Consider the following 22,200-nt stretch of genomic DNA (forward strand, 5'->3'; position numbering starts at 1 on the left):
CCGGCGCGATGCGCCAAACTCAGTGCAGGCGCGACCTCAGCATGATCTCGGCGACGATCTGCTCGGGGGTGGCGTCGATCGACACCTCCGTGACGTCCTCGTCCGGCTGGGGTGGCTCCAGGGCGGCGAACTGACTGTCGAGCATCTCCACGCGCATGAAGTGGCCGTGGCGGGCCGCGAGCCGGCGCGTGATCAGCTCGCGGGAGCCTTCGAGGAAGACGAGCCGCACCTGCGGGCGGCCGTCGCGCAGCTGGTCGCGGTACGTCCGGCGCAGCCCTGAGCACGACACGACGCCGGGGATGCCCTCGGCGGCGCGGTCGTCGATCCACTGGCCGATGGCGGCGAGCCAGGGCGCCCGGTCCTCGTCGGTGAGCGGCTCACCGGCCGCCATCTTCGTCACGTTCGCGGCCGGGTGGAAGTCGTCGGCCTCCGCATACAGCCAGCCGAGCCGGCCGGCGAGCAGTGCCCCGATGGTGGTCTTGCCGGTGCCGGCAACACCCATCACGATGATCACTGGAGGTGGGGTGTCCGGCATGGCGACACCGTACCCAGGCGACCGGTTCACTACACACGGCGGTAATCGCTGTCGATTCCCCGTCGATGGTGGTGCCAGCACGACCACGGCGTTCGCCGCCGCACCGGCCGGATCCACGTGCTGGCGCGACTGTGTTCCGGGGCGCCGGCGGCGAGCCTTGAGGGACTGAAGTCCTTCGAAGGAGAGCCCCGATGCGCAAGCTCGCGGCCGGCGTCGCCGCCGGTCTGATCGTCCTGGCCGCCGCGACCGGTTGCGGCGGCGACCCGGCACCGTCCAGTACCCGGGACACACCCGGCGCCGCCGCGCCACCGGCGGTGCGGACCACGGTCGCGCAGGGCGACCTGCCCGACGCGTGCGCGCTGCTCAGCCTCGAGGAGGCCGGGGCGCTGCTCGGCAAGGCCGTCAAGCCGCCGCAGCCGGCGCTCGACGTGATCGGCGCCGATGAGGCCGGCTGCGACTGGCAGAAGGCGGACGAGGACAACTTCCGCCTGGCCCTGATCCAGTTCTCGGTGTACCGCTCGGAGCGGTACCTGCCGCGCGACGCGTACAAGCCGGGCGAGATCATCGGCGACGTGACGATCGCCGGGGCGCCCGGCACCGCGTTCCTGACCCGGTCCGGGAAGACGACCGTCGGGGTCAACTACGCGGTCAAGGGCCGGCGGGTCACGATCGACGTCACCGTCGACGACGGCGACCCGACCGCCCGGGTCGACGCGATCACCAAGACCGCGGCGCTGGTCGCGACCCGTCTCTGAGCCGTTCCTCCCGGTGGCCGTGGGCCGGTCGGTGCTCGCACCGACCGGCCCACGCGTTCGCGTCCCCGCCCCAAATCGGTCAGGACGGGGCCATGGCCACCAGCGGCGGGAAGTGCCGGGCGACGAGCTGCTTCGCGACCGTCTCAGGGTCGGCGATGTCGCCGGTGCGGTGCCGCTCGACCAGCCGGGCGTGCCCGGGCAGGCCGGCGCCCCGCTCGCGGAGGGTCTGCTGCATCCGCGTCTCGATGGCGCCGGGGTCGACGATCTCCACCGTGCAGGTGCGGCTCGCCGCCTCGCTGACGCAGCGCATGAACGCCTCCGCGCCCGCCTTCGTCGCGCAGTACGTGGCCCAGCCGGGGTAGCTGCGGTGCGCCGCCGAGGAGGCGACGTAGACGATCCGCAGCCGCGGCGCCGGGTCGCGGGCGAAGGCGGCCAGGAAGACGTTCGTCAGGAGGATCGGCGCGACCAGGTTGACCTGGACCGCGGCGAACACCTCCTCGGGTGCCAGTTCGCCGACGAGCCCGATCGGCTCGACGGTCGCGGCGTTGTGCAGCAGCACCACCTCGTCCTCGGCATGTGCCTCGCCGACGAACGCGGTCATCTCGGCCTCCGTCGGCAGGCTGACGGCCTCCGTGAGGTCCGTGGTGCGCAGCCGCACCGACGCCGGGTGCCGCGCCGCGAGCACCTGCTGTTCGGAGGGGAAGGTACGGGCCAGGCCGAAGACCCTGGCACCGTCGGATTGCAGCGCGTGGAACAGGGCCGCGCCGAGCCCTCGGGAAGCGCCGGTGACGAAGACCGAACGCATACGGGAACCGTCCGCGATCGCGGACATGACATCACTCCAACCGTGTCGAGCTGCCCAACAACAACGACGGGGGGTGGGAGTTCGATCTACGTGCGCCAGACCTGCAGCGCGGAGCGGACGGGTGCGTGGTCCGTGCGGGCACCCGCCGACGGTTCGGTGAGCGAGGCAAGCATCAGCTGCGCGGCGCTGCCGGTGGTGAGCTGCGCGAGCGCGTGGCCGGTGGCCTCCGGGGTCTCCACCTGCTCACCCTCGGCGTGCAGCATGAGGGGTTGCTGCCCGCCTCCGTCACCGCCGGACCGCGAGCCGCACTCGTGGTGGTCGGGCGTGAGCAGCTGGTGGCCGGCCCCGGCATGCGCCGTCGGTGCGCCGATGGTCGCGCCGAACAGCAAGGCCAGCACGAGGGCGAGGACGCCGACGGCCCAGCGGGGCTTGCGTGCCCACGTGCGTCCGTCCAAGTCCGCCCTCTCCCCGGTGATACCTCACCGTCATCATGGACCAACGGTGCGCACATTGGAGTGTCGCGAATTTGGCAGCATCCGCGAAAATCGATTCCCGGATAGTGTGCACAGGTGCTTGTGCGAGCCAGTGTCGATGACGACCTGCCCTGGTTGCAAGAATTGCTCACGAATTTGTACGGTGCGGTCCACGTCATCACGGGAGAAAACGGTCGTGACGCGGATCGGCTGCCGGCATTGGTCGCCGAGGACGGCGCCGGCGAACGGGTGGGACTTCTCACCTACGAGATTGCCGCGACCGGCCTGGAAATCGTCACGATCGACGCCGTGCGTCCGCATCGCGGGATCGGCACGGCCCTGCTCGACGCGGCGAAGGCGGTCGCGGCCGACGCCGGCTGCACCCGGCTGTGGCTGATCACCACCAACGACAACCTCGACGCGCTGCGCTTCTACCAGCGCCGCGGGCTGCGGATCCGGGCCGTGCACCCCGGCGCGGTCCAGCGGGCCCGGCGCCGCAAGCCGCAGATCCCCGAGGTCGGTGGGTTCGGCATCGCGCCGCACGACGAGCTGGAGCTGGAGCTGCCCCTGACGGCCGCGGACGCGCACGTCCGGCCGGGCGGCCTCGCCGACGTGAAGCCCGTCCTGGGGCTGCTGGACGGCGCGACCCGGTGGCTGGTCGGGCTGGGGCGGACCGGGCAGTGGGGCACCGAGCCGCACTCGACCAACCCGCGCCGGCTCACCACGATGATGCGCTGGGTCCCGCAGGGCCACCTGCACGTCGCCGAGCTCGACGGCGCCGTGGTCGGTGCGCTCGTCGTCGGCGAGGCGCCGGAGAACATCCCGGTCGTCTACGAGCCCGAACTGTACGTGAACCTGCTCGTCACCGACCGGGCGCGGCAGGGCCGGCGGCTGGGCGCGCTGCTGCTGGACCACGCCCGGGTGCTCGCCGTGCGGCGCGGGATCGGCCTGCTGCGGGTCGACTGCTACGCCGGCGACGACCAGGCCCTCGTCGACTGGTACCGGCGGCAGGGCTTCACCCCCACGGAAACCTTCACGGTCCGGCTGTCGACCGGCGTCGACTGGCCCGGCCAGGTCCTGGAGCAACGCCTCTAGCCGAGCGCCGCGGCGAGCCGCTCCAGCAGCCACAGGTCATGCGGATACCGGGACAACCCGGACCGGCGCACCGCGACGAGCCCGTCCGGCCCGCCCTCGACGCGCACGTCCCGCCAGATCGCGCCGGCCTCGCCGGCCCGCCGCAGCACCGCGACGGCCGCCGGTGGGGTCCCGGTGTCGGGGACGAACGCGCCCGCGGTGTTGCCGAGGGCCTGCAGCCGCGGCACCGCCGCGCGCACGGACGTGACCATCGCGCCGCCGTCGAAGCGGATCTCGACGTGGAAACCGCCGCGCGTCCCGCTCAGATGCACCCGCGCACCGTCCTCGACGCGGTGCAGTCCGCAGGGGACGACATCGTCGCCGTCGCTCAGGTGCGTGTCCACCCGCTCAGCTTGCCCGCAACCCCGCTGGGCAGCGACGACGGTCGCACCACCACCGCCTGTGGTGCAGGCACCACAGGCGTCAGTCGCGGTCGGCGAGGTACAGCAGGACGGCGCCGACCCGGCGGTGCGTCTCGCCCTCCTCGACCAGGCCGAGCTTGGCGAAGATCGAGTTGATGTGGCGCTCGACGGCCCGGACGGTGACGAACAGCCGCTCCGCGATCGTGGTGTTGTTGGCGCCGGTCGCCATCTCCGACAGCACCTGCCGCTCACGGGCGGTGAGGTGGCGCAGCGCGCTGCCCGCCGGCCGGCTGCGGGCGGTGAGCATCGTCTCCACGATCCGCGGGTCGATGACGGAGCCACCGCCGGCCACCGCCCGGACCGCGTCGGCGAGCTGGCCCGGCTGGGCGAGGCGCTCCTTGAGCAGGTAGGCCCGGCCGGCCACGCCGTCCTGCAGCAGCGCGGTCGAGTGCGCCGGGTCGTCGTACTGGCTGAGCACCACCACGCCGATCCCCGGATGGGTGCCCCGCAGCGCGATCGCGGCCCGGACCCCCTCGTCGGTGTTGGTCGGCGGCATGCAGATGTCGGTGACCACGACGTCCGGTGCCAGCCGTTCCACAGTGGACAGCAGCTCGTCGTGGTCGGCGGCGAGTCCGATCACCGACAGGTCGGCTTGGTCACTGAGCAGTGCTCTGACACCCTCCCGGACCAGGAGACTGTCATCCGCAACGACGACCCGGATACCCATGGGTCGGTAACCTACCGCCTGTCCCGGGGGATCCGTGAGCGTCGACTTCGCCCTCCTGCTCCGCCTGGAGCACGCCGTCTCCGACATCCTCGCCGCGCCGGAACCCGCGGGCGGGCCGGTCCTCGACGCGATCGGCCGGGCGCTGGGCTGGTCCGCGGGCGCGATGTGGCAGGTGACGCCCGGCGGGCTGCGCTGCGTGGCGACGTGGTCGACGTCGCCGCGGTTCGAGTCGTTCGAGTCGGCGACCCGCGACCTGGTCCTCGCCCGCGGCGAGGGGCTCCCGGGCGCGGTGTGGCAGCGCGGCGAGCCGGCGTGGGTGCGCGAGTTCGGGCAGCAGACGTCGTTCCCGCGGGCGGTCGCCGCCGCGCGCGCGGGCCTGTCCGCCGCGTTCTGCTTCCCGCTGCACGGTGCTGACGGGATCGAGGGCATCGTCGAGTTCTTCACCAGCGCCCTCGCCGACCCGCCGCCGGAGCTGGTGTCGACGGCGACGAGCCTGGGCCGGCGCATCGGCGACGCGCTGCACCGGGCCCGGGCGTCGGATGCGGTACGCCGCAGCGAGGCCCGCCTCCGCGCGGTGCTGGACTCCGCGCTGGACTGTGTCGTCATCGCCGACGCCGACGGGGTGATCCTGGAGTTCAACCCGGCCGCGTGCCGGACCTTCGGCTACCGCCGCGACGACGCGGTCGGCCGGGAGCTCGCCGAGCTCATCGTGCCGCCGTCGCTGCGGGCGGCGCACCGCGAGGGCCTGCGCCGCTTCCTGGCCTCCGGCGAGCCGCGGGTGCTGGACCGGCGCGTCGAGATCACCGGCATGCGCGCCGACGGGACCGAGTTCCCGGTCGAGCTGACCATCACCCGGGTCGCGGTCGAGGGCAGGCCGGTGTTCAGCGGGTACCTGCGCGACCTCAGCGACCAGCATCGGGTCGCCGAGGAGCTCAAGGCGTCCCGGCGCCGGGTGCTGGACGCCACCGTCGGTGAACGCCAGCGCCTCGAACGGGACCTGCACGACGGCGCGCAGCAGCGCCTCGTCGGCCTCGGGATGACCCTCGCCCGGGCCCGCACCGCCCTGCCCGACCAGCCGGCCCGCGCCGCGTCGATCCTCGACGACGCCATCGCCGCCCTGGAGGAGTCCGCGATCGAGCTGCGCGACTTCGCCCGGGGCGTCCATCCGGCCAGCCTCACCCGGTACGGGCTGAGCGCCGCCCTCGCCGACATGGCCCGCCGCGGCCCGGTCGAGCTGCGCCTCGGCGACCTGCCCACGGACCGGTTCGCGCCGGCGGTCGAGGCCACCGCCTACTTCGTGGTCAGCGAGGCGGTCACGAACGTCGCACGGTACGCCGGGACCGGCACCGCCCAGGTCGACGTCGCCGTGTCCGGTGACGAGCTGACCGTGACCGTCACCGACGGCGGGCGCGGCGGCGCCGACGCGGAGCTCGGCTCGGGCCTGCGCGGCCTCGCGGACCGTATCGCGCTGCTCGACGGCACCCTCACCGTCGACAGCCCCCTCGGCGCGGGCACCACCGTCCGCGCGCGGATCCCGATCTGATGTGGTGCTGCCACCACAGCCGGGGTTCGGCGCAGGACGCGCCGGACGTTGGTGCGGGCGCCCTGCCGCGCCCGGCCCGCGGGCGGGAGGATTCCTCCAGTCGCCGCGGTGGCGCGGCACTCGACAAGGGGGCATCACATGAACAGCTCGCAGCGCTGGGCCGGTCCTTCACGCGCACGCCGCCGGGTCAGGGACTCGTGACGTCCGCACGGGTCAGAGGTTCCTGACGTCCCACAGCCAGAGGCCGCCGACCTGGCGGCCCGGGCCGAACAGCGCGTCCAGGGTGCCCCGCTCGGCGGCCGCACCGTCCCCGGTCGGGGCCAGGATGATCGACGTCCGCCAGTACGCGAGGTCGAGCCTGGCCTGTTCCCGGTCGGCGTCGGTGACGGTCGTGACCTGGTGGGTGCCGGTGGCGGTGTTGATCAGCCGGTCGGTCGGGCGCACCGCGGGACCCACCGTGGCGTGGCTGCCCTTGACCCCGTTGGCCGGGCCGAGGAAGTAACCGTGCGACATGCGCAGGTCGGCCCCGGTCGCGGTCGCCCAGCTCATCGCCGTCCAGTGTTCGAAGGTGGCGAGGGGCACGATCATGACCGACTCCTGCGCCTTGACGTAGGAGCGCCACTCGCCGGACGCGAGGAACGACGGGATCGCCGGCCGGTCGATCACCTTGATCGGCACCGGCGCGGCCGGCACCAGCACCGCCGCGACGAGACCGAGCTTCAGCACCCGCAGGCCCGCCACCGCCGGCAACCGGTCGATGCCGATCGCGACCAGCGGCGCCACCGCCCACGTGGCCGCCTCGCCGAGCCGCGTCGGGAGCAGCGTGTCGAACAGCGGCAGGCCGCTGAGCAGCGCATAAGGGCCCGGGACGCCGGTGTCGCGGCCGTACAGCGTCAGGTCGTTGCCGAACGACAGCACGGCGAAGACGGCCCCGGTGACCGCGATCGAGCGCACCAGCACCTCCCGCCACCGCCAGATCACGACGGCGAGGACCGCGATGACCAGCGGCCAGCCGAAGTACCCGTGCTGCTCGGCGGAGAACCCCGGGGCCGGCTGGAACTCGCTGAACCGCACGGCCACCGAGTTGCGCGAGAACGACGTCAGCCCCAGCAGGTCGGTGTGGAACGCGGTCATCTGCTTCTCGCCGCCCTGGTAGGCGCCGGCGCCGAAGAACTGCCACCACAGCGGGTACGCCAGCAGCACCGCCGTGACCAGCAGCGTCACCCCGAGCCCGGCCAGCACGCTGGGCAGCCGCACCTCGCCCGGCCGCTGCACCAGCCACAGCAGGCCGAACAACCCGACCGCCAGGGCGGTGATGAACAGCGTCTCCTCGTTGATGAAGACCTGCCACACGACCAGCGCCGCGAGGATCAGCCCGCCGCGCACCGGCGCGTCGCGCAGCTTCACCACCCGCCACACGATGATCGGCACCAGGAACTGCGCCGTCAGGTTCGGATGGAACGTGGCGTGGTTGGCCACGCTCGGCGCGAACGCGGCGACCAGGCCACCGACCCAGGCCGCGACCCGGGAGTCGACCACGTGCCGGGACAGCAGCCAGTACCAGGTGGCGGCGGTGCCGGCGAGCGTCAGCACCACCAGCACGTCGAACGCGACCCCGGGCCCGGACAGCAGCGTCACCGGCGACATCGGCAGGGCCAGGCCCAGCATCGTCGTGTTCGCCATCCCGTTCACGCCGGCCGGGGCGTTGAGCCGGTCCAGGAAGAACGGGTTCGAGGCGTGCCGGACGCACCGGGCCGCCCACGCCAGGTAGTACTCGGCGAGGATCCGGTCACCCGGCGTATACGGCAGCCGCTGCCCCGGATGCGCCAGCAGCCGCCCGCACAGGACGACGGCGCCCGCGAGGTAGCCGGCCACCGCCACCGCGTCGGCCGGATACCGCTTCCGGGATTGCCCCTCGTCCATGGTCAAGAACCATAGCCGCCCAAGGTCAGGCGGGCACGACCTCGTCGACCGAGGACGCGCCGGCGATGCGGTGGACGGCGACGACCGCGGCGCGCGGCAGCGGGGCGTAGACGTGCGGGAAAGGGCCGCCGTTGCTGGACGTCTCCCAGCGCAGCCACATGCCCATGGTCTGCACGTCGATGGCGACGACGACGAGCTCGGGTTCGGTGCCGAAGTAACGCTGCGCGGTGCCGGCGACCTGGGCCCGGGACGAGCAGTGGATGTAGCCGTCGCGCAGGTCCAGCGGCGAGCCGTCGAAGCGGCCGTTCGCCTGGAACGCGGCCCACTCGGCCGGCAGCAGGATCTTGTAGATCAGCACGAGCACACAATGCCACGGGTGAGAGGTTCCTTCACCTGTCGCAGGTGAGAAGTGGGGAGCGACGAGTCACCCGTTTGCGACCTAGCGTGCGCGATTATGAGAACTCGGGCATGGGTGTGCGTCGCCGGCGCCGCCATCGCGGTCGGGTCGCTGAGCGCCGCGCAGGCACGAAGACCGGACCCGCCGATGGTCCGGACCGCGCAGACCACCGGACAGCAGAGCATCGAGCAGGAGCAGGACGCCGTGCTGTACCTGCTGACCGGGACCGGTCTGGTCGCGATCGGCGGGGTCGTGCTGGTCGGGGGGCTGGCCGGGCTCGGCGGCCTGGACATCCCCGGCGGCATCACGATGACCGTCGGGCGGAGCCGGCTGTGGGTGCGGTCCCTGCGGACGCAGGGGCGGCACCGGCGCCTCACAGGCGGGTGATGCGGTCCTTCAACAGGGTGGTGGCGATCGCGGCCTTGTGCGGCTGGCCGCGCACGAACGCCTCCGCGAACTTCACCGCCTGCTGGTAGGTGACCTTCGCCGGCATCGGGGGCTCGTCGGCGTCGACCGCGACGTCGACGAGCGCCGGCCCGTCGTAGGCCAGGGCCTCGCCGAGGATGCGCTCCAGGGCGATGGGGTCGGTGACACGGGCGCCGTACCCACCGCAGCCACGCGCCCACGCCGCGTAGTCGGGTTGCGGGTCGCCGTAGCGGACGCCGTACTCGGGGAAGCCGTTGACCATCTGCTCCCAGACGATCATGCCGAGGGCGTTGTTGTCGTTGATCACGACCTTGATCGGCAGGCCGTAGCGGGCCGCGGTGTGGAACTCGGCCATGAGCATGCCGAAGCCGCCGTCGCCGACGAACGCGATGACCTGCCGGCGCGGGTACTCGTGCTGCAGCGCGATCGCGTACGGCAGGCCGGGCGCCATCGAGGCGAGCGTGCCGGAGAGGTAGAACTCGCGCCCGCCCGTCGCCTGCCAGTGCCGGGCCGCCCAGGTGGTGACGGTGCCCGAGTCGCAGGTGAGGATCGCGTCCGGCGCCGCGACCCGGTCGAGGGTGCGGGCCAGGAACTGCGGCGCGATGGGGTCCCGGTCGGGTCGTTCCGTGGCCGCGAGGCGTTCCCGCCAGTCGCGCATCTTCTCCTGGTACCGCTGCAGGAAACGCTGATCGGTGCGCCGGCGCAGCCGCGGCAGCAGCGCCTCCAGGGTCGCCGCGGCGTCCCCGACGAGCGGCACGTCGGTCGGGATGCGGGTGCCGACCCGCGCCGGCTCGACGTCGATCTGCACAACGTGCGCCTGGCCGGGTGCCGGCAGGAACTTCGTGTACGGGAAGTTCGTGCCCACCATCAGCAGCGCGTCGCACTCCTGCATCAGGTCCTCGCTGGGCGCGGTGCCGAGCAGCCCGAGCCCACCGAGCGCGAACGGCGAGTCGTCCGGCACCACCATCTTGCCCATCAGCGACTTCACGATCGGCGCGCCGAGCACGTCGGCGACGAGTTCGACCAGCGGACCGGCGCCGCGGGCGCCGACCCCGGCCAGGATCGCCGGTTTCGTGGCGTTGTTGAGCAGGTCCGCGGCGGCCTGCAGGTCGTCGTCGGCGGGCCGGACCGGCGGCGCGACCCACACCGGTGCCGTCGCCGGTTCGCGGACCGGACCGACCTCGTCGAACGGGTTGTCACCGGCGGGCGCCACCTGTACGTCGTTCGGCACCGTCAGGTGTGCCACGCCGCGGCGGGCCAGGGCGGTGCGGACGGCGATGTCCAGCAACGCCGGCACCTGCGCCGGGTTGGCGATCGTCTCGTTGTACTCCGCGACGTCCTCGAACAGCCGGTCCAGGTGCACCTCCTGCTGGTACCCGGTGCCGATGACGCTGGACTCCTGCATGCCGGTGATCGCCAGGACGGGCGCGTGGTCGAGCTTCGCGTCGTAGAGCCCGTTGGCGAGGTGGATGCCGCCGGGGCCGGACGTGGCGAGGCAGACGCCGAGCCGGCCGGTGGCCTTGGCGTGCGCGACCGCCATGAACGCGGCCGCCTCCTCGTGGTGCACCAGCACGAACCTGACCCGGTCGGCGTTGCGCCGCAGCCCCTCCATGAGCCCGTTGACCCCGTCGCCGGGGAGGCCGAACACGGTGTCGACGCCCCAGTCGGCCAGCCGGGCGATCAACGCCTCTCCGACAGTCGATTTGCTCATACGCTTGTGCTTTGCCGGTACACGGCGAAACAAACAACCGGCGGACGGGTAGCGTGCCTGCGCATGGGGATCTTCCGCAGCAGGGAGGACCGTTTCGCCCGGCAGGTGCTGAACGCGGTGCGCGACGCCGGGGTCGGCCACGCCTGGTACGACGCGGAACAGTTCGCCATCCACGTCTGGCGGGACCCCACCGACCGCTCCCCCGCGATCGCGTACCTCGGCAACATCTTCCGCGAGTGCCGCGACGCCGGCCGGGAGGAGCGGCGGGAGCGCATCGCCCGGTACCTGTCCGCCGTGGTCTTCCAGCCCGGTGCGCCGGAGACCTGGGACGAGGCCGCGCCGCTGCTGCGGCCCCTGCTGCGCGCGGTGACGTTCGGGCTGGGGGTGCCGGCGGGGGCACCGGCGCTGCTGCGGCGCCCGGCGCTGCCGATGCTCGACGAGGTCGTCGCGGTCGACCAGCCGACGTCGATGATGTACGTGACGACCCGGCAGCTCGAACAATGGGGGGTGCCCGCGTCGCTGGTCTTCGACCGGGCGCACCGCAACCTGCCCTGGTCGCCGTCACCGTCGCCGTCGTCAGCGGCAGAGGCGGCGGCGGACGGACGCACGGCGGTGATCCGGATGGTCGACGACGGCGACGCGTACTGCGCCTCCCACCTGCTCCTGGACGGCTGGCTGGCCGCGCAGGCGGGGCGGGTCGGCGGCACCCCGGTCGCGTTCGTGCCCGACACCACGGGCCTGCTCCTGACCTCCGACGCCGGCATCGGCCCCCTGTTCGCCGCGGTCGAGGAGGAGTACCGCGACGCGGCCCGGCCGATCTCGACGATGGCGTACACGGTCGACGCGGCCGGCGCGGTCGTGCCGTACCCCGCGCCGGAGGGACATCCGCTGCACGCCGTGGTGCACCGCTCGGAGATCCTCATGGCCGCCGCCGAATACGGCACCCAGGCCTCGCACCTGGACACGGACGCGTTCGCCGCGACGCTCACCGTCGCCGAACGCCCGGACCGCTCAGTCTTCTCCGTCGCCACCTGGGTCGAGGGCGTCGACACGCTGCTGCCGCAGGCCGACTACGTGTCGTTCGGGTCGTTCCTGGTCACCTGGGACAGCCTGACCCGCGAGGTCGACCTGGACCCGGAGCCGGGCCTGGCCCCGGAACGGTTCCGCCTGCGCACCTGGCCCCACCCGGGCGTGGTCGCCCGCCTGCGCGCGGCCGCCGCCACTCCGTAACGTCCTCCATGCAACGGCGACGGCCCCGCCGGTGTGCACCGGTGGGGCCGTCGTGGTGGAGCTCGGATGTGCTGCGGTCAGCCGCCGAGGCCGGCGGGCAGGCCGCTGCTGTCGGCGTCCTTCGCGTCGAGGATGTCGACGATGAAGCGCAGCGTGCCCTTCGGGTAGCCCTCGGGAGCGTCGTCGCCATATGCCTTGTTGCCGGGGATGTCGAGCTGGACCCGGGTGCCGATCTTCAGGCCGACGAGGCCCTCGTCCCAGCCCTCGATGACCTGCGGCTGCTTGCCGAGCTGCTTCTGCCCGACCGGGATCTCGATGGTCTTCTTCCGCGGCCAGGACGCGTCGAAGACCTTGCCGTCCTTCATCGTGGCGCCGACGTAGTTCACCGAGACGGTCTGGCCGGCCTTGACGGCCTTGCACTCGCCCTTGATGAGGATGGTCGACCTGACGGTCTTGATCTCATCGGAGCTGGCGGTGATCGTGGGCTCCGTGGCCAGGCCCTTGTTCATGCCGCCGAGCAACGGCGGGAACGCGGCCTCGGCGGCCGGCTTGCACTTGACCCGGTTCTTCTCGGCCCGGTCGCCGAAATACCAGACGCCGGCGAACGCGCCGCCGACGACCAGCAGGACGATGATCGTGCCGACGATCGCCTGGCCGGTGCGGCGACGGCGGGCCGCCTTCGCGGCGGCGATGCGGGCGGCGGCGCGCTTCTCCGCCTTCGTCATCGGGGTCGGCGCCTTGGACCTCGACGCCGTCTTGCCGGACGCCGCCTTCCCGTCCTCGGCGTCGTCCTCCGCGTCGTCGTCGGCGGTCGCGTCGGGATCGGCGTCGGCGTCCGAGGCGTCGGCCGCGTCCTCAGCGTCGGCATCGGCCGATGCGTCGGCCGCGTCCTGCGCCGTGTCCTCGGCTGTGTCCGCTGCCGTGTCCTCGGCGTCGCCCGGCTTGTCCAGCGAGACGGTCTCGTCCGCGCCGGTGGTGTCCTCCGCCGGGGTCTCGGCCGCAGCGGCCGCTCCCGACGGCGTTTTGTCGCTTTCCGCACCCGCGGTGGCGGCCGGCTCGTCGCCGGGTTCGACCTCGGTGTCCGGGGTCGCCTTCGGCGCGGTGGCCTTGGTCGACCTCGCAGTGCGGCGGCTTCTGCCCCGATCGCTCACAGTTGGAAGACTCCCCTGCTGGACGGACCCGATACTGGCGGACCTGAGTTTTGTTCGCCAGAGCTTCCCATATCACACACGCCGCGACACGCCCCGGGTGGCACCGCAGCCGATAGGGTCATGACATGGGCACTGTTCAGGGCGTCGAGATTACCGGACCGGTTGACGACCGATTCGCCGAGATCCTCACAGATGAAGCTCAGAGTTTCCTGGCAGACCTGCACCGGGCGTTCGACGCCCGCCGGCTCGAGCTGCTCGCGGCCCGCAAGGAACGCGAGGCGGAGCTCGCCGCCGGCGGGACCCTCGGGTTCCTCCCCGAGACGCGAAACATCCGCGAGGGCGACTGGCGGGTGGCCGAGCCGGCACCCGGACTGATCGATCGGCGGGTCGAGATCACCGGGCCGACCGACGCGAAGATGACCATCAACGCGCTCAACTCGGGCGCGAAGGTGTGGCTCGCCGACCACGAGGACGCCAACACGCCACTGTGGGACAACGTGATCGGTGGGCAGCTCAACCTGCGCGACGCGAATGCCGGCACACTGTCGTACACCTCCGGCGAAAAGCACTACGAGCTGACCGACGGTGCGCGTCCGACCGTCGTCGTGCGCCCGCGAGGCTGGCACCTGCCGGAGAAGCACATCCTGGTCGACGGTGCGCCGACGTCCGGCTCGCTGACCGACTTCGGGCTCTACTTCTTCCACAACCATCTCGTCACGCGGCCATATTTCTACCTGCCGAAGATGGAGTCGCACCTGGAGGCGCGGCTGTGGAACGAGGTGTTCGCATTCGCGGAGGAGCGCTTCGGCCGGCCGGCGGGCACGATCCGGGCGACGGTGCTCATCGAGACGTTCCCGGCCGCGTTCGAGATGGACGAGATCCTCTATGAGCTGCGCGAGCACTCCGCCGGGCTGAACGCCGGGCGGTGGGACTTCATGTTCAGCGTGATCAAGAAGTTCCGCACCCGCGGCAAGGACTTCCTGCTGCCGGACCGCAACACGGTGACGATGACGGTGCCGTTCATGCGGGCCTACACCGAGCTGCTGGTCCAGACGTGCCACAAGCGGGGGGCGCACGCGATCGGCGGCATGGCGGCGTTCATCCCGAGCCGGCGGGACCCGGAGGTCAACCGGGTCGCGCTGGAGAAGGTGACCGCCGACAAGACGCGGGAGGCCGGCGACGGCTTCGACGGCTCCTGGGTGGCGCACCCCGACCTCGTCGGCGTCTGCCGGGAGGTGTTCGACGGCGTGCTCGGCGACCGGCCCAACCAGCTGGACCGCACCCGCGACGAGGTGTCGGTGTCCGCGGCCGACCTCCTGGCCGTCGGCGACACCCCCGGCCAGCAGACGGAGGCCGGGCTGCGCAACGCGGTGAGCGTCGGCGTGCAGTATCTGGACGCGTGGCTCAAGGGCAACGGCGCCGTCGCGATCAACAACATGATGGAGGACGCGGCGACCGCGGAGATCTCCCGGTCGCAGGTCTGGCAGTGGCTGCACAACGGTGTCACGCTGGCCGACACGGGTGAGCTGGTCACGGTCGCACTGGTCGAGCGGATCGCCGACGAGGAGCTGGCCCTGCTGGGCCGGGACCTGGGCGAGGCGCGGGCATTGTTCATGGAGGTGGCGGTGGCCGACGAGTTCGTGGACTTCCTGACCTTGCCGGCGTACGACCGGATGCCGTGAGCGGGCCGGAGCGCAGCGGAGGGGCCGCTCACCAGGGGCGCGGTCTTGGCTCAGGGCCGCGCCGGAGCGCAGCGGAGGTGACGTCATGAGCATTGAGGCGCTGGCGGCGAACCTCCGGGGGTTCCTGAAACCCGATCAGGTGCTCACGGATCGTCAGCAGCTGCGCACCTACGAGTGCGACGGCCTGACCCACTACCGGGTCGTGCCGGCGATCGTGGTGCTGCCGCGCACCGCGCAGGAGTGCGCCGACACGGTGCGGGCCTGCGCGGACGCCGGGGTGCCGTTCGTCGCGCGCGGCTCCGGCACCGGCCTGTCCGGCGGGGCGCTTCCGCACGCCGACGGCGCGCTCATCGTCACCTCGCAGCTGCGCGCGATCCGCGAGGTCGCCCCGCAGGACGAGCGGGCCGTGGTCGAGCCCGGCGTGATCAACTTGCAGGTGACCCGGGCCGCGTCCCCGCACGGCTACTACTACGCGCCGGACCCGTCCAGCCAGCAGATCTGCTCGATCGGCGGCAACGTCGCGGAGAACTCCGGCGGCGCGCACTGCCTCAAGTACGGGTTCACCACCAACCACGTCACCGGCGTCGAGATCGTCACGCCCGACGGCGACCTGGTCCGCCTCGGCGGGCGGGCACCGGACACGCCCGGCTACGACCTGCTCGGCGCGTTCGTCGGCTCCGAAGGCACCCTCGGCATCGCCACGGAGGTGACGGTGCGCCTGGTCCGGCTGCCGGAGACGGTGCGGACGCTGCTCGCCGCGTTCCCCGGCACCGACCAGGCCGGCGCCGCCACCTCCGCGATCATCGCGGCCGGGGTGGTGCCGGCGGCGGTGGAGATGATGGACGCCCTGGCGATCGAGGCCGCCGAGGCGGCGGTGCACTGCGGCTACCCGGCCGGCGCCGGCGCGGTGCTCATCGTCGAGCTGGACGGGCCGCAGGCCGAGGTGGAGGCGCAGTTCACCGCGGTCGAGGCGTTCTGCCAGGAGCACGGCGCGTTCGAGATCCGCATCGCCGCCGACGACGCGGAGCGGGCCCTGTTCTGGAAGGGGCGCAAGTCCGCGTTCGCCGCCGTCGGCCGGATCAGCCCCGACTACATCGTCCAGGACGGCGTCATCCCGCGCACCGCGCTGCCGCGGGTCCTGACCCGCATCGCCGAGCTCGCCAGCGAGCACGGGGTCAGGGTCGCCAACGTCTTCCACGCCGGCGACGGCAACCTGCACCCCCTCGTCCTGTTCGACGAGACCGTCCCCGGGCAGGCCGAACGGGCCGAGACGGTGTCCGGCGCGATCCTGGACATCTGCGTCGAGCACGGCGGGTCGATCACCGGGGAGCACGGCGTCGGCATCGACAAGGCCAAGCACCTGCCCAGCATGTACAACGCCGCCGACCTCGACACGATGCAACTGGTGCGGTGCGCGTTCGACCCGCGGGGACTGTCCAACCCCGGCAAGGTGTTCCCGACGCCCCGCCTGTGCGGCGAGGTGCCGGGACGGCACAAGGGCACCCATCCGCTGCATCAGCCAGGCATCGCGGAGGTCTTCTAGAACATGACAGCCGAGATCGCGGGAACGCCGGCCGCCGCCGTCGCCACGCCCGCGTCGACCGCGGAGGTCGCCGACGTGGTCCGCGGCGCCGCCGGTGAGGGCCGCGCGCTGGTCGTGCGCGGGGGCGGCACCCGGCAGGACTGGGCGCTGCCACCGCAGCGGCTCGACGTGATCCTGGAGACGTCGCGGCTGTGCGGGCTGGTCGAGCACGCCGCCGGCGACCTCGTCGCGGTGGTGCGGGCCGGCACCCCGCTGCGACAGCTCCAGGAGGCGCTGCGCCCCGCCGGGCAGCAGCTGGCCATCGACGAGCCGCTGCCGGGCACGACCATCGGCGGGACCGTCGCGGTCAACGCCTCCGGCCCCCGGCGGATGCTGTACGGCACGGTCCGCGACCTGCTCATCGGCGTCACCGTGGTGCGCGCGGACGGCGTCGTGGCGAAGGCCGGCGGCAAGGTCGTGAAGAACGTCGCCGGCTACGACCTGGGCAAGCTGGTCGCCGGGTCGTACGGCACGCTCGGCGTCATCACCGAGTGCGCGTTCCGGCTGCACCCGCTGCCCGCCGCGCGCCGGTTCGTCTCGGTGCGCCTCGAAGGCCCCGACGACGCCGCGCGGGCGCTGTCGGCGGTCCTCGGCGCGCAGGTCGTGCCGAGCGCCCTGGAGATCGACACCGATCCGCTCACCGTGACCGCGCTCGTGGAGGGCGTGCCGGCCGGCGTCGCCCAACGGGCCGCCGACCTGGAGAAGCTGCTCGGCGACGGCACCACCTCCTCGGAGACCCCGCCGCCCGGCTGGGGCAGCTACCCGTGGCGGCCCGGCGACGTCGGCATCAAGCTCACGTCGGCGTTGTCGCGGGTGCCCTACCTGCTGACCGCCGCCGGCGTGACCGCCCAGCTGCACGACGTGGCGCTGCACCTGCGGGGCTCGGCCGGCACCGGCGTGCTCTACGCGGGGCTGCCCGGCGACACCGACCCCGGCTCCGTCGTCGGCGTCGTCAGCGACCTGCGGGCGGCGACCCGGGCCGGCGCCGGGCACTGCGTGGTGCTGACCGCGCCGCCGTTGATCCGGTCCCGCGTCGACGTGTGGGGGCACGTCGACGGCCTGGACCTCATGCGCCGGGTCAAGGAACAGTTCGACCCGCTCGGCATCCTCGCGCCGGGCCGCTTCGTGGGAGGGATCTGATGGACCCCGATCTCGTCTCCGACTGCGTCCACTGTGGATTCTGCCTGCCGACCTGCCCGACGTATGTCCTGTGGGGCGAGGAGATGGACTCCCCACGCGGCCGGATCCAGCTGATGCTGCAGCACCTCGAGGGCGAGCCGCTGACCCCGACCGCGGCGGGCCACTTCGACGCGTGCCTGGGCTGCATGGCCTGCGTGACCGCGTGCCCGTCCGGGGTCCGCTACGACACGCTCATCGAGCAGACCCGCGTGGTGGTCGAGGAGGAGCACCCGCGGCCGTTGCCCGAGCGGGCGCTGCGCGGGCTCGTCTTCGGGCTCTTCCCGCACCCGCGCCGGCTCGCCGCGCTGAAGCAGCCGCTGCGGCTGTACCAGCGGCTCGGCTCGCCGCTGCTGGACCGGCTGCCGGGCCGGCTGTCGACGCTCGCCGCCCTCGCCCCGCCGGTGCGCCGGGCGGTGCCCCTGCCGGCCCGGCTGACGGCACTGGGGCCGCGCCGGGCCGTGGTCGGGATGCTGACCGGCTGCGTGCAGCGGGCGTTCTTCCCCGACGTGAACGCGGCCACGGCGCGCGTCCTGGCCGCAGAGGGCTGCGACGTGGTGATCCCGCCCGGGCAGGGCTGCTGCGGCGCGCTCAGCGTCCACAGTGGACGGCAGGACGAGGCGGCCCGGTTCGCCCGCGGGATCGTGGACACGTTCACCGACGCGGGCATCGACGCGCTCGTGGTCAACGCCGCCGGTTGCGGGTCGTCGTTGAAGGAGATCGGCGCCCTGCTCGCCGACGATCCGGTGTACGCCGCCCGCGCCGCCTGGCTCGCCGAACGCATCACCGACTTCTCCGAGCTGCTCGGGCGGCTCGGCCCGGTCGCGCCGCGGCATCCGCTGCCCGTCACCGTGGCCTACCACGACGCGTGCCACCTCGCCCACGCCCAGGGCATCCGGTCGCAGCCACGCGACCTGCTCCGCGGGATCCCGGGCCTGGCACTGCGGGAGATCGCCGACCCGGAGATCTGCTGCGGCTCGGCGGGCGTGTGGAACGTCCTGAACCCGGGGCCGGCCGCGGAGCTCGGCGCCCGCAAGGCCCGCGACGTCCTCGCCACGGGCGCCGACTGGCTCGTGACCGCCAACCCGGGCTGCCTCATGCAGATCGGTGCGGGGGTGCGCGCGGCCGGCGGTACCATCCGCACCGCACACACCGCAGAGGTCCTGGACGCCTCGATCCGCGGCGTCCGCCTGTCCCGGGGACGCTGAGCGCTTGCCGTCGGGTAGGCGACGGGGCCGAGCCTGACGGCCCGGCCCCGCGTGTCCCCTGACATGACGACGACGAACCTTGTGGACTGCCCCGAGTGCGGGCTGCCGGCGACCGCCCGCGGCGAAGGCCGGCTGTGGAGCACCGGCGGCCCGGTCGAGCACATCCGGCTGCACTGCGTGCTCGGCCATCGCTTCTTCGGGCCGGCCGAGACGCTGCTCCGCCCGCTCCGGGCCGGCTGAGCGATCAGTTCGGGCGCAGCGGGCGGCCCTGGCCGTCGACCGGGCGCCCGGCCAGCATGACGATGCCGTCGACGACGAACCACACCCACAGTCCGAACAGGACGAACCAGGTCAGGCCGAGAACGAACCACCCGCACCAGAACGACGTCCAGCCGACGACCACGCTGAGGATGAGCTGCGTGATGCCCATCGCGGTGTTGCCGGCGTAGAGCCGGCCGATGCCGCCGAGCGCGAGGAACAGGCCCGGCAGCAGCTGCAGCAGACCCGCGGCGAGCTTCGACTTGTCCGAATACGGCTGACCCGTCACCGGGTCGTAGCCCGCGTTGGCCACGCCGAGCACCGGCACGCCATAGCCGGGCTGCTGGCCGTAGCCGGGCTGCTGGGCATAGCCGGCCTGCTGCCCATACGGGTCGTAGCCGCCGGACGTCGGCGCGCCGGAGACCGGCAGCTGATAGGTCGGCGAATACGGCGGGCTCGATCCGGGCGGCGACGAGGACGGCGGACCCGACATCGGCTGCTGCGGCCCGGCCGGCAGCGCATAGGGGTCGGAGGGCTGCTGCCCATACGGGCTCTGGCCATACGGGTTCGGCTGATATGGGTCCTGTTGCCCGTAGGGTGGCTGCGTCATGGGAGCAGGCTACCGTCACCCATCCACCTGGCAGGCCCCTGTGACCATGGTGACGTTGAGCGTTTTCGCGCCATGCGATCGGATGGACGGATGGACTTCGACGGCCGCAGGCCGCTGCGCACCATCGTCCGGCTCCTCGCACCGCGTAAATGGCGCCTCGCCCTGGCCACCGTCGCGTTCGCCGTGAAGGACAGCCCCATCTGGCTGTTGCCGCTGCTCACCGCCAACATCATCGACGTCGTCGTGGAGCACCGGCCGCTGCCGCAGCTGTGGCTCAACGCGGCCGTCCTCGCCGTCATCCTGCTGCAGAACATCCCCGTGCACATGTTCTGGGTCCGGCAGATGAGTCTCATCGTGCGCGATCTCGGCACCGACCTGCGCTCCGCGCTCGCCGGCCGGCTGCAGCAGCTGTCGATCAGCTTCCACACCAAGGCCGGCGCCAGCCTGCTGCAGACGAAGGTCGTCCGCGACGTCGAGAACGTCGAGATGATGCTGCAGCAGGTCGCGGCGTCGGGCACGTCGGCGGTCCTGACCCTGGTCGGCGCGCTGAGCCTGACCGCGGTGCGGGTGCCGCAGTTCGTGCCGCTGTTCCTGCTGGTGGTCCCGGCGACCGCCGGGCTCGTCGCGATGGTGCGCCGCCGCTCCGGCGCCCGCAACGAGGAGTTCCGTCGCCGGGTCGAGGACCTCTCCGCCCGCGTCGACGAGATGGCGCACCTCATGCCGATCACCCGCGCCCACGCCCTGGAGACCGAGGCGCTGCACCGGGTCCGCGGCACCGTCGACGAGGTCCGCGCCGCCGGCCGCCGCCTCGACCTGGTCAACGGCAGGTTCGGCGCGTTCTCCTGGGTGACCTACCAGCTGCTCGGCGCCGCCTGCCTGATCGCCGCCGGCTGGGCCGCCTGGAGCGGGTTCGCGCCGGTGAGCGCCGGCGACGTCGTGCTGCTCAGCACCTACTTCGCCGTGCTCACGTCCTCCGTCATCGGCCTGTTCGGCCTGGCCCCGATCATCACCAGGGGCCTCGAGTCGGTCCGCTCCATCGGTGAGGTCCTCGCCGCCCCCGACCTGGAGCGCAACGAGGGCAAGCAGACCGTCACCGCCGTCGCGGGCGCGGTCACCCTGCAGGGCGTCGGTTACCGGTACACCGACGGCGCGGCACCCGCGGTGCGCGGTGTCGACCTCGACGTGCGGCCCGGCGAGACCATCGCCTTCGTCGGGCCTTCCGGCTCCGGCAAGTCCACGATGCTCAACCTGCTCATCGGGTTCATCCGCCCGACCGAGGGCCGGATCCTCCTCGACGGCATCGACATGGAGCGCATCGACCTGCGCAGCTACCGCAGGAGCGTCTCGGTCGTGCCGCAGGAGTCCGTCCTGTTCGACGGCACGATCCTCGACAACGTCACCTACGGGCTGCGCGGCATGACCGAGGACACCGTGACCCGGGCCCTGCGCGACGCCAACGCCCTGGAGTTCGTCGAGCGGCTCCCCCACGGCTGGGACACCGTCGTCGGCGAGCGCGGCGCCCTGCTCTCCGGCGGCCAGCGGCAGCGGCTCGCGATCGCCCGCGCCCTGGTCCGCGACCCGCGGGTCCTGCTGCTCGACGAGGCCACCTCGGCGCTGGACAGCGAGTCCGAGGCCCTCGTGCAGGAGGCCCTCACCCGGCTGATGCGGGGCCGCACGACGTTCGTCGTCGCGCACCGCCTCGCCACCGTCCGCGGCGCCGACCGGGTCGCCGTCCTGTCCGCGGGCCGGCTCGCCGAGCTCGGCACCCACGACGAGCTCCTCGCCGCCGGCGGGCTGTTTGCCAGACTGCACCGGCTCCAGAAAGTCTGACCTGTGCGGGTCTGCCACACTGGGCGGGTGAAGCCGCCCGGTGCGTCCGACGAGCTGGCCAGTGCGAGCCTGGTCGAGCTCGCCGTGTCACGGCTGAGCCGGGAGATCCTCAGCGGCGCCACCGACCCCGGCGAGCGCCTCGTCGAGGAGCAGCTGACCCGCCGGTTCGGCATCAGCCGCGCCCCGCTGCGCGAGGCCCTGCGGCTCCTCGCCCAGCAGGGCCTGGTCGAGCACGTGCCGCGCCGCGGCGTCCGCGTCGCCACCCTGTCCGCCGACGACATCCAGGAGCTCTACGCGGTCCGCGACGTCCTGGAGCGGCACGCCGTCACCGCCACCCCCGCGGACGCCGACCTCGCCGGCGTCGCCACCGCGGTGAAGGCCATGCAGGAGGCCGACGCCCGCGGCGACCAGTTCGACGTGGCGACCGCCCACCGCGAGTTCCACGTCGCCGTGGTCGCCCTCGCCGGCAACCGCCAGCTCACCCAGGTCTACGAGTCGGTCCTGGTGAAGATCCAGCTGTACATGGCGCTCAACCTGCGGCGCGAGGCCGAGGTCGCCCGCCCGCACGACGGCGTCCACCGCCACGAGCGCCTCTTCGAGGCGGTCTCGGCCCGCGACACCGCCGCCGTGCTCGCCGCCCTGGACGACCACGGCGCCCGCTCCTACCTCCCCTGACCAGCCG

Annotated in this window: 22 protein-coding genes; 12 read left to right on the forward strand and 10 right to left on the reverse strand. The window is 72.9% G+C overall.

Features of this window, described 5'->3' with window-relative positions; translation table 11 throughout:
* Positions 1-19 precede the first annotated feature (19 nt).
* Complete coding sequence (locus tag AB0K00_RS24670) at positions 20-535, reverse strand: gluconokinase (protein ID WP_363523869.1); 516 nt, start codon at positions 533-535, stop codon at positions 20-22.
* Between the two features lie 191 nt (positions 536-726).
* Here AB0K00_RS24670 and AB0K00_RS24675 point away from each other — a divergent pair, with 191 nt between their 5' ends.
* Entirely contained in the window at positions 727-1,290 is a 564-nt protein-coding gene (locus AB0K00_RS24675; RefSeq protein WP_363523871.1) for a DUF3558 family protein, read from the forward strand.
* A gap of 79 nt (positions 1,291-1,369) precedes the next feature.
* Here AB0K00_RS24675 and AB0K00_RS24680 read toward each other — a convergent pair whose 3' ends face one another.
* Together AB0K00_RS24680 and AB0K00_RS24685 are read right to left on the reverse strand one after the other, a co-directional pair.
* Positions 1,370-2,095 carry an SDR family NAD(P)-dependent oxidoreductase gene (locus AB0K00_RS24680; RefSeq protein WP_363523873.1) on the reverse strand — a complete coding sequence of 242 codons (726 nt, stop codon included), beginning with the start codon at positions 2,093-2,095 and terminating at the stop codon, positions 1,370-1,372.
* An 86-nt stretch (positions 2,096-2,181) separates the two neighbouring features.
* On the reverse strand, positions 2,182-2,550 hold the full coding sequence (locus AB0K00_RS24685; protein ID WP_363523875.1) for a hypothetical protein: 369 nt from the start codon (positions 2,548-2,550) through the stop codon (positions 2,182-2,184).
* Positions 2,551-2,787: 237 nt separating this feature from the next.
* On the opposite strand from AB0K00_RS24685, the gene AB0K00_RS24690 reads away from it, so the two are divergent.
* Positions 2,788-3,663, forward strand: a complete 876-nt coding sequence (locus AB0K00_RS24690; RefSeq protein WP_363523877.1) for a GNAT family N-acetyltransferase — start codon at positions 2,788-2,790, stop codon at positions 3,661-3,663.
* On the opposite strand, the gene AB0K00_RS24695 is transcribed toward AB0K00_RS24690, so the two are convergent.
* Entirely contained in the window at positions 3,660-4,046 is a 387-nt protein-coding gene (locus AB0K00_RS24695) for a hypothetical protein (RefSeq protein ID WP_363523879.1), read from the reverse strand. The genes AB0K00_RS24690 and AB0K00_RS24695 overlap by 4 nt on opposite strands.
* A gap of 79 nt (positions 4,047-4,125) precedes the next feature.
* On the reverse strand, positions 4,126-4,791 hold the full coding sequence (locus tag AB0K00_RS24700) for a response regulator transcription factor (protein ID WP_363523881.1): 666 nt from the start codon (positions 4,789-4,791) through the stop codon (positions 4,126-4,128).
* Positions 4,792-4,825: 34 nt separating this feature from the next.
* Here AB0K00_RS24700 and AB0K00_RS24705 point away from each other — a divergent pair, with 34 nt between their 5' ends.
* Entirely contained in the window at positions 4,826-6,334 is a 1,509-nt protein-coding gene (locus AB0K00_RS24705; protein WP_363523883.1) for a PAS domain S-box protein, read from the forward strand.
* Positions 6,335-6,547: 213 nt separating this feature from the next.
* On the opposite strand, the gene AB0K00_RS24710 is transcribed toward AB0K00_RS24705, so the two are convergent.
* Both AB0K00_RS24710 and AB0K00_RS24715 read right to left on the reverse strand, forming a co-directional pair.
* Positions 6,548-8,257 (reverse strand): hypothetical protein, encoded by a 1,710-nt coding sequence (locus tag AB0K00_RS24710; RefSeq protein WP_363523885.1) that lies wholly within the window; start codon positions 8,255-8,257, stop codon positions 6,548-6,550.
* Between the two features lie 25 nt (positions 8,258-8,282).
* Positions 8,283-8,615: a DUF952 domain-containing protein gene (locus AB0K00_RS24715; protein ID WP_363523887.1), complete on the reverse strand. Its 333-nt coding sequence runs from the start codon at positions 8,613-8,615 to the stop codon at positions 8,283-8,285.
* A gap of 96 nt (positions 8,616-8,711) precedes the next feature.
* On the opposite strand from AB0K00_RS24715, the gene AB0K00_RS24720 reads away from it, so the two are divergent.
* Positions 8,712-9,041 (forward strand): hypothetical protein, encoded by a 330-nt coding sequence (locus AB0K00_RS24720; RefSeq protein ID WP_363523889.1) that lies wholly within the window; start codon positions 8,712-8,714, stop codon positions 9,039-9,041.
* Here AB0K00_RS24720 and AB0K00_RS24725 read toward each other — a convergent pair.
* Positions 9,028-10,791, reverse strand: coding sequence for a thiamine pyrophosphate-dependent enzyme (locus tag AB0K00_RS24725; RefSeq protein WP_363523891.1), 1,764 nt, complete (start codon positions 10,789-10,791; stop codon positions 9,028-9,030). The two genes, AB0K00_RS24720 and AB0K00_RS24725, sit on opposite strands and share 14 nt — an antisense overlap.
* 63 nt (positions 10,792-10,854) lie before the next feature.
* On the opposite strand from AB0K00_RS24725, the gene AB0K00_RS24730 reads away from it, so the two are divergent.
* Positions 10,855-12,021 (forward strand): hypothetical protein, encoded by a 1,167-nt coding sequence (locus AB0K00_RS24730; RefSeq protein ID WP_363523893.1) that lies wholly within the window; start codon positions 10,855-10,857, stop codon positions 12,019-12,021.
* A 77-nt stretch (positions 12,022-12,098) separates the two neighbouring features.
* Here the strand turns inward: AB0K00_RS24730 and AB0K00_RS24735 are convergent, their stop codons facing one another.
* The gene (locus AB0K00_RS24735) at positions 12,099-13,172 is read right to left on the reverse strand and encodes an FKBP-type peptidyl-prolyl cis-trans isomerase (protein WP_363523895.1); all 1,074 of its coding nucleotides are present in this window, start codon (positions 13,170-13,172) and stop codon (positions 12,099-12,101) included.
* 125 nt (positions 13,173-13,297) lie between these two features.
* Between AB0K00_RS24735 and aceB the strand changes: the two genes are divergently transcribed.
* The 5 genes from aceB to AB0K00_RS24760 all read left to right on the forward strand — a co-directional run bounded on the left by aceB (position 13,298) and on the right by AB0K00_RS24760 (position 19,060).
* Complete coding sequence (gene aceB / locus AB0K00_RS24740; protein ID WP_363523897.1) at positions 13,298-14,854, forward strand: malate synthase A; 1,557 nt, start codon at positions 13,298-13,300, stop codon at positions 14,852-14,854.
* Between the two features lie 85 nt (positions 14,855-14,939).
* Positions 14,940-16,397 carry an FAD-linked oxidase C-terminal domain-containing protein gene (locus AB0K00_RS24745; RefSeq protein ID WP_363523899.1) on the forward strand — a complete coding sequence of 486 codons (1,458 nt, stop codon included), beginning with the start codon at positions 14,940-14,942 and terminating at the stop codon, positions 16,395-16,397.
* A gap of 3 nt (positions 16,398-16,400) precedes the next feature.
* Positions 16,401-17,576: an FAD-binding oxidoreductase gene (locus AB0K00_RS24750; protein WP_363523902.1), complete on the forward strand. Its 1,176-nt coding sequence runs from the start codon at positions 16,401-16,403 to the stop codon at positions 17,574-17,576.
* On the forward strand, positions 17,576-18,820 hold the full coding sequence (locus AB0K00_RS24755) for a heterodisulfide reductase-related iron-sulfur binding cluster (RefSeq protein WP_363523905.1): 1,245 nt from the start codon (positions 17,576-17,578) through the stop codon (positions 18,818-18,820). The genes AB0K00_RS24750 and AB0K00_RS24755 overlap by 1 nt, the downstream gene beginning before the upstream one ends.
* 63 nt (positions 18,821-18,883) lie before the next feature.
* Positions 18,884-19,060: a hypothetical protein gene (locus AB0K00_RS24760; protein WP_363523908.1), complete on the forward strand. Its 177-nt coding sequence runs from the start codon at positions 18,884-18,886 to the stop codon at positions 19,058-19,060.
* 4 nt (positions 19,061-19,064) lie between these two features.
* On the opposite strand, the gene AB0K00_RS24765 is transcribed toward AB0K00_RS24760, so the two are convergent.
* Positions 19,065-19,688 (reverse strand): hypothetical protein, encoded by a 624-nt coding sequence (locus AB0K00_RS24765; RefSeq protein WP_363523911.1) that lies wholly within the window; start codon positions 19,686-19,688, stop codon positions 19,065-19,067.
* A gap of 90 nt (positions 19,689-19,778) precedes the next feature.
* On the opposite strand from AB0K00_RS24765, the gene AB0K00_RS24770 reads away from it, so the two are divergent.
* Both AB0K00_RS24770 and AB0K00_RS24775 read left to right on the forward strand, forming a co-directional pair.
* Positions 19,779-21,518, forward strand: a complete 1,740-nt coding sequence (locus tag AB0K00_RS24770; protein WP_363523914.1) for an ABC transporter ATP-binding protein — start codon at positions 19,779-19,781, stop codon at positions 21,516-21,518.
* Positions 21,519-21,545: 27 nt separating this feature from the next.
* On the forward strand, positions 21,546-22,193 hold the full coding sequence (locus tag AB0K00_RS24775; protein WP_363523916.1) for a GntR family transcriptional regulator: 648 nt from the start codon (positions 21,546-21,548) through the stop codon (positions 22,191-22,193).
* The last annotated feature ends 7 nt before the right edge of the window (positions 22,194-22,200 follow it).

Origin of the sequence: Dactylosporangium sp. NPDC049525 (genome assembly GCF_040676755.1) — a bacterium.
GTDB lineage: Bacteria > Actinomycetota > Actinomycetes > Mycobacteriales > Micromonosporaceae > Dactylosporangium.

Excerpts from the sequence above, each read along its gene's own strand:
- AB0K00_RS24670 (WP_363523869.1), bottom strand. The coding sequence starts at position 535 with ATGCCGGACACCCCACCTCCAGTGATCATCGTGATGGGTGTTGCCGGC.
- AB0K00_RS24675 (WP_363523871.1), top strand. The coding sequence starts at position 727 with ATGCGCAAGCTCGCGGCCGGCGTCGCCGCCGGTCTGATCGTCCTGGCC.
- AB0K00_RS24680 (WP_363523873.1), bottom strand. The coding sequence starts at position 2,095 with ATGCGTTCGGTCTTCGTCACCGGCGCTTCCCGAGGGCTCGGCGCGGCC.
- AB0K00_RS24700 (WP_363523881.1), bottom strand. The coding sequence starts at position 4,791 with ATGGGTATCCGGGTCGTCGTTGCGGATGACAGTCTCCTGGTCCGGGAG.
- AB0K00_RS24710 (WP_363523885.1), bottom strand. The coding sequence starts at position 8,257 with ATGGACGAGGGGCAATCCCGGAAGCGGTATCCGGCCGACGCGGTGGCG.
- AB0K00_RS24720 (WP_363523889.1), top strand. The coding sequence starts at position 8,712 with ATGAGAACTCGGGCATGGGTGTGCGTCGCCGGCGCCGCCATCGCGGTC.
- AB0K00_RS24725 (WP_363523891.1), bottom strand. The coding sequence starts at position 10,791 with ATGAGCAAATCGACTGTCGGAGAGGCGTTGATCGCCCGGCTGGCCGAC.
- AB0K00_RS24730 (WP_363523893.1), top strand. The coding sequence starts at position 10,855 with ATGGGGATCTTCCGCAGCAGGGAGGACCGTTTCGCCCGGCAGGTGCTG.
- aceB (WP_363523897.1), top strand. The coding sequence starts at position 13,298 with ATGGGCACTGTTCAGGGCGTCGAGATTACCGGACCGGTTGACGACCGA.
- AB0K00_RS24745 (WP_363523899.1), top strand. The coding sequence starts at position 14,940 with ATGAGCATTGAGGCGCTGGCGGCGAACCTCCGGGGGTTCCTGAAACCC.
- AB0K00_RS24750 (WP_363523902.1), top strand. The coding sequence starts at position 16,401 with ATGACAGCCGAGATCGCGGGAACGCCGGCCGCCGCCGTCGCCACGCCC.
- AB0K00_RS24755 (WP_363523905.1), top strand. The coding sequence starts at position 17,576 with ATGGACCCCGATCTCGTCTCCGACTGCGTCCACTGTGGATTCTGCCTG.
- AB0K00_RS24760 (WP_363523908.1), top strand. The coding sequence starts at position 18,884 with ATGACGACGACGAACCTTGTGGACTGCCCCGAGTGCGGGCTGCCGGCG.
- AB0K00_RS24765 (WP_363523911.1), bottom strand. The coding sequence starts at position 19,688 with ATGACGCAGCCACCCTACGGGCAACAGGACCCATATCAGCCGAACCCG.
- AB0K00_RS24770 (WP_363523914.1), top strand. The coding sequence starts at position 19,779 with ATGGACTTCGACGGCCGCAGGCCGCTGCGCACCATCGTCCGGCTCCTC.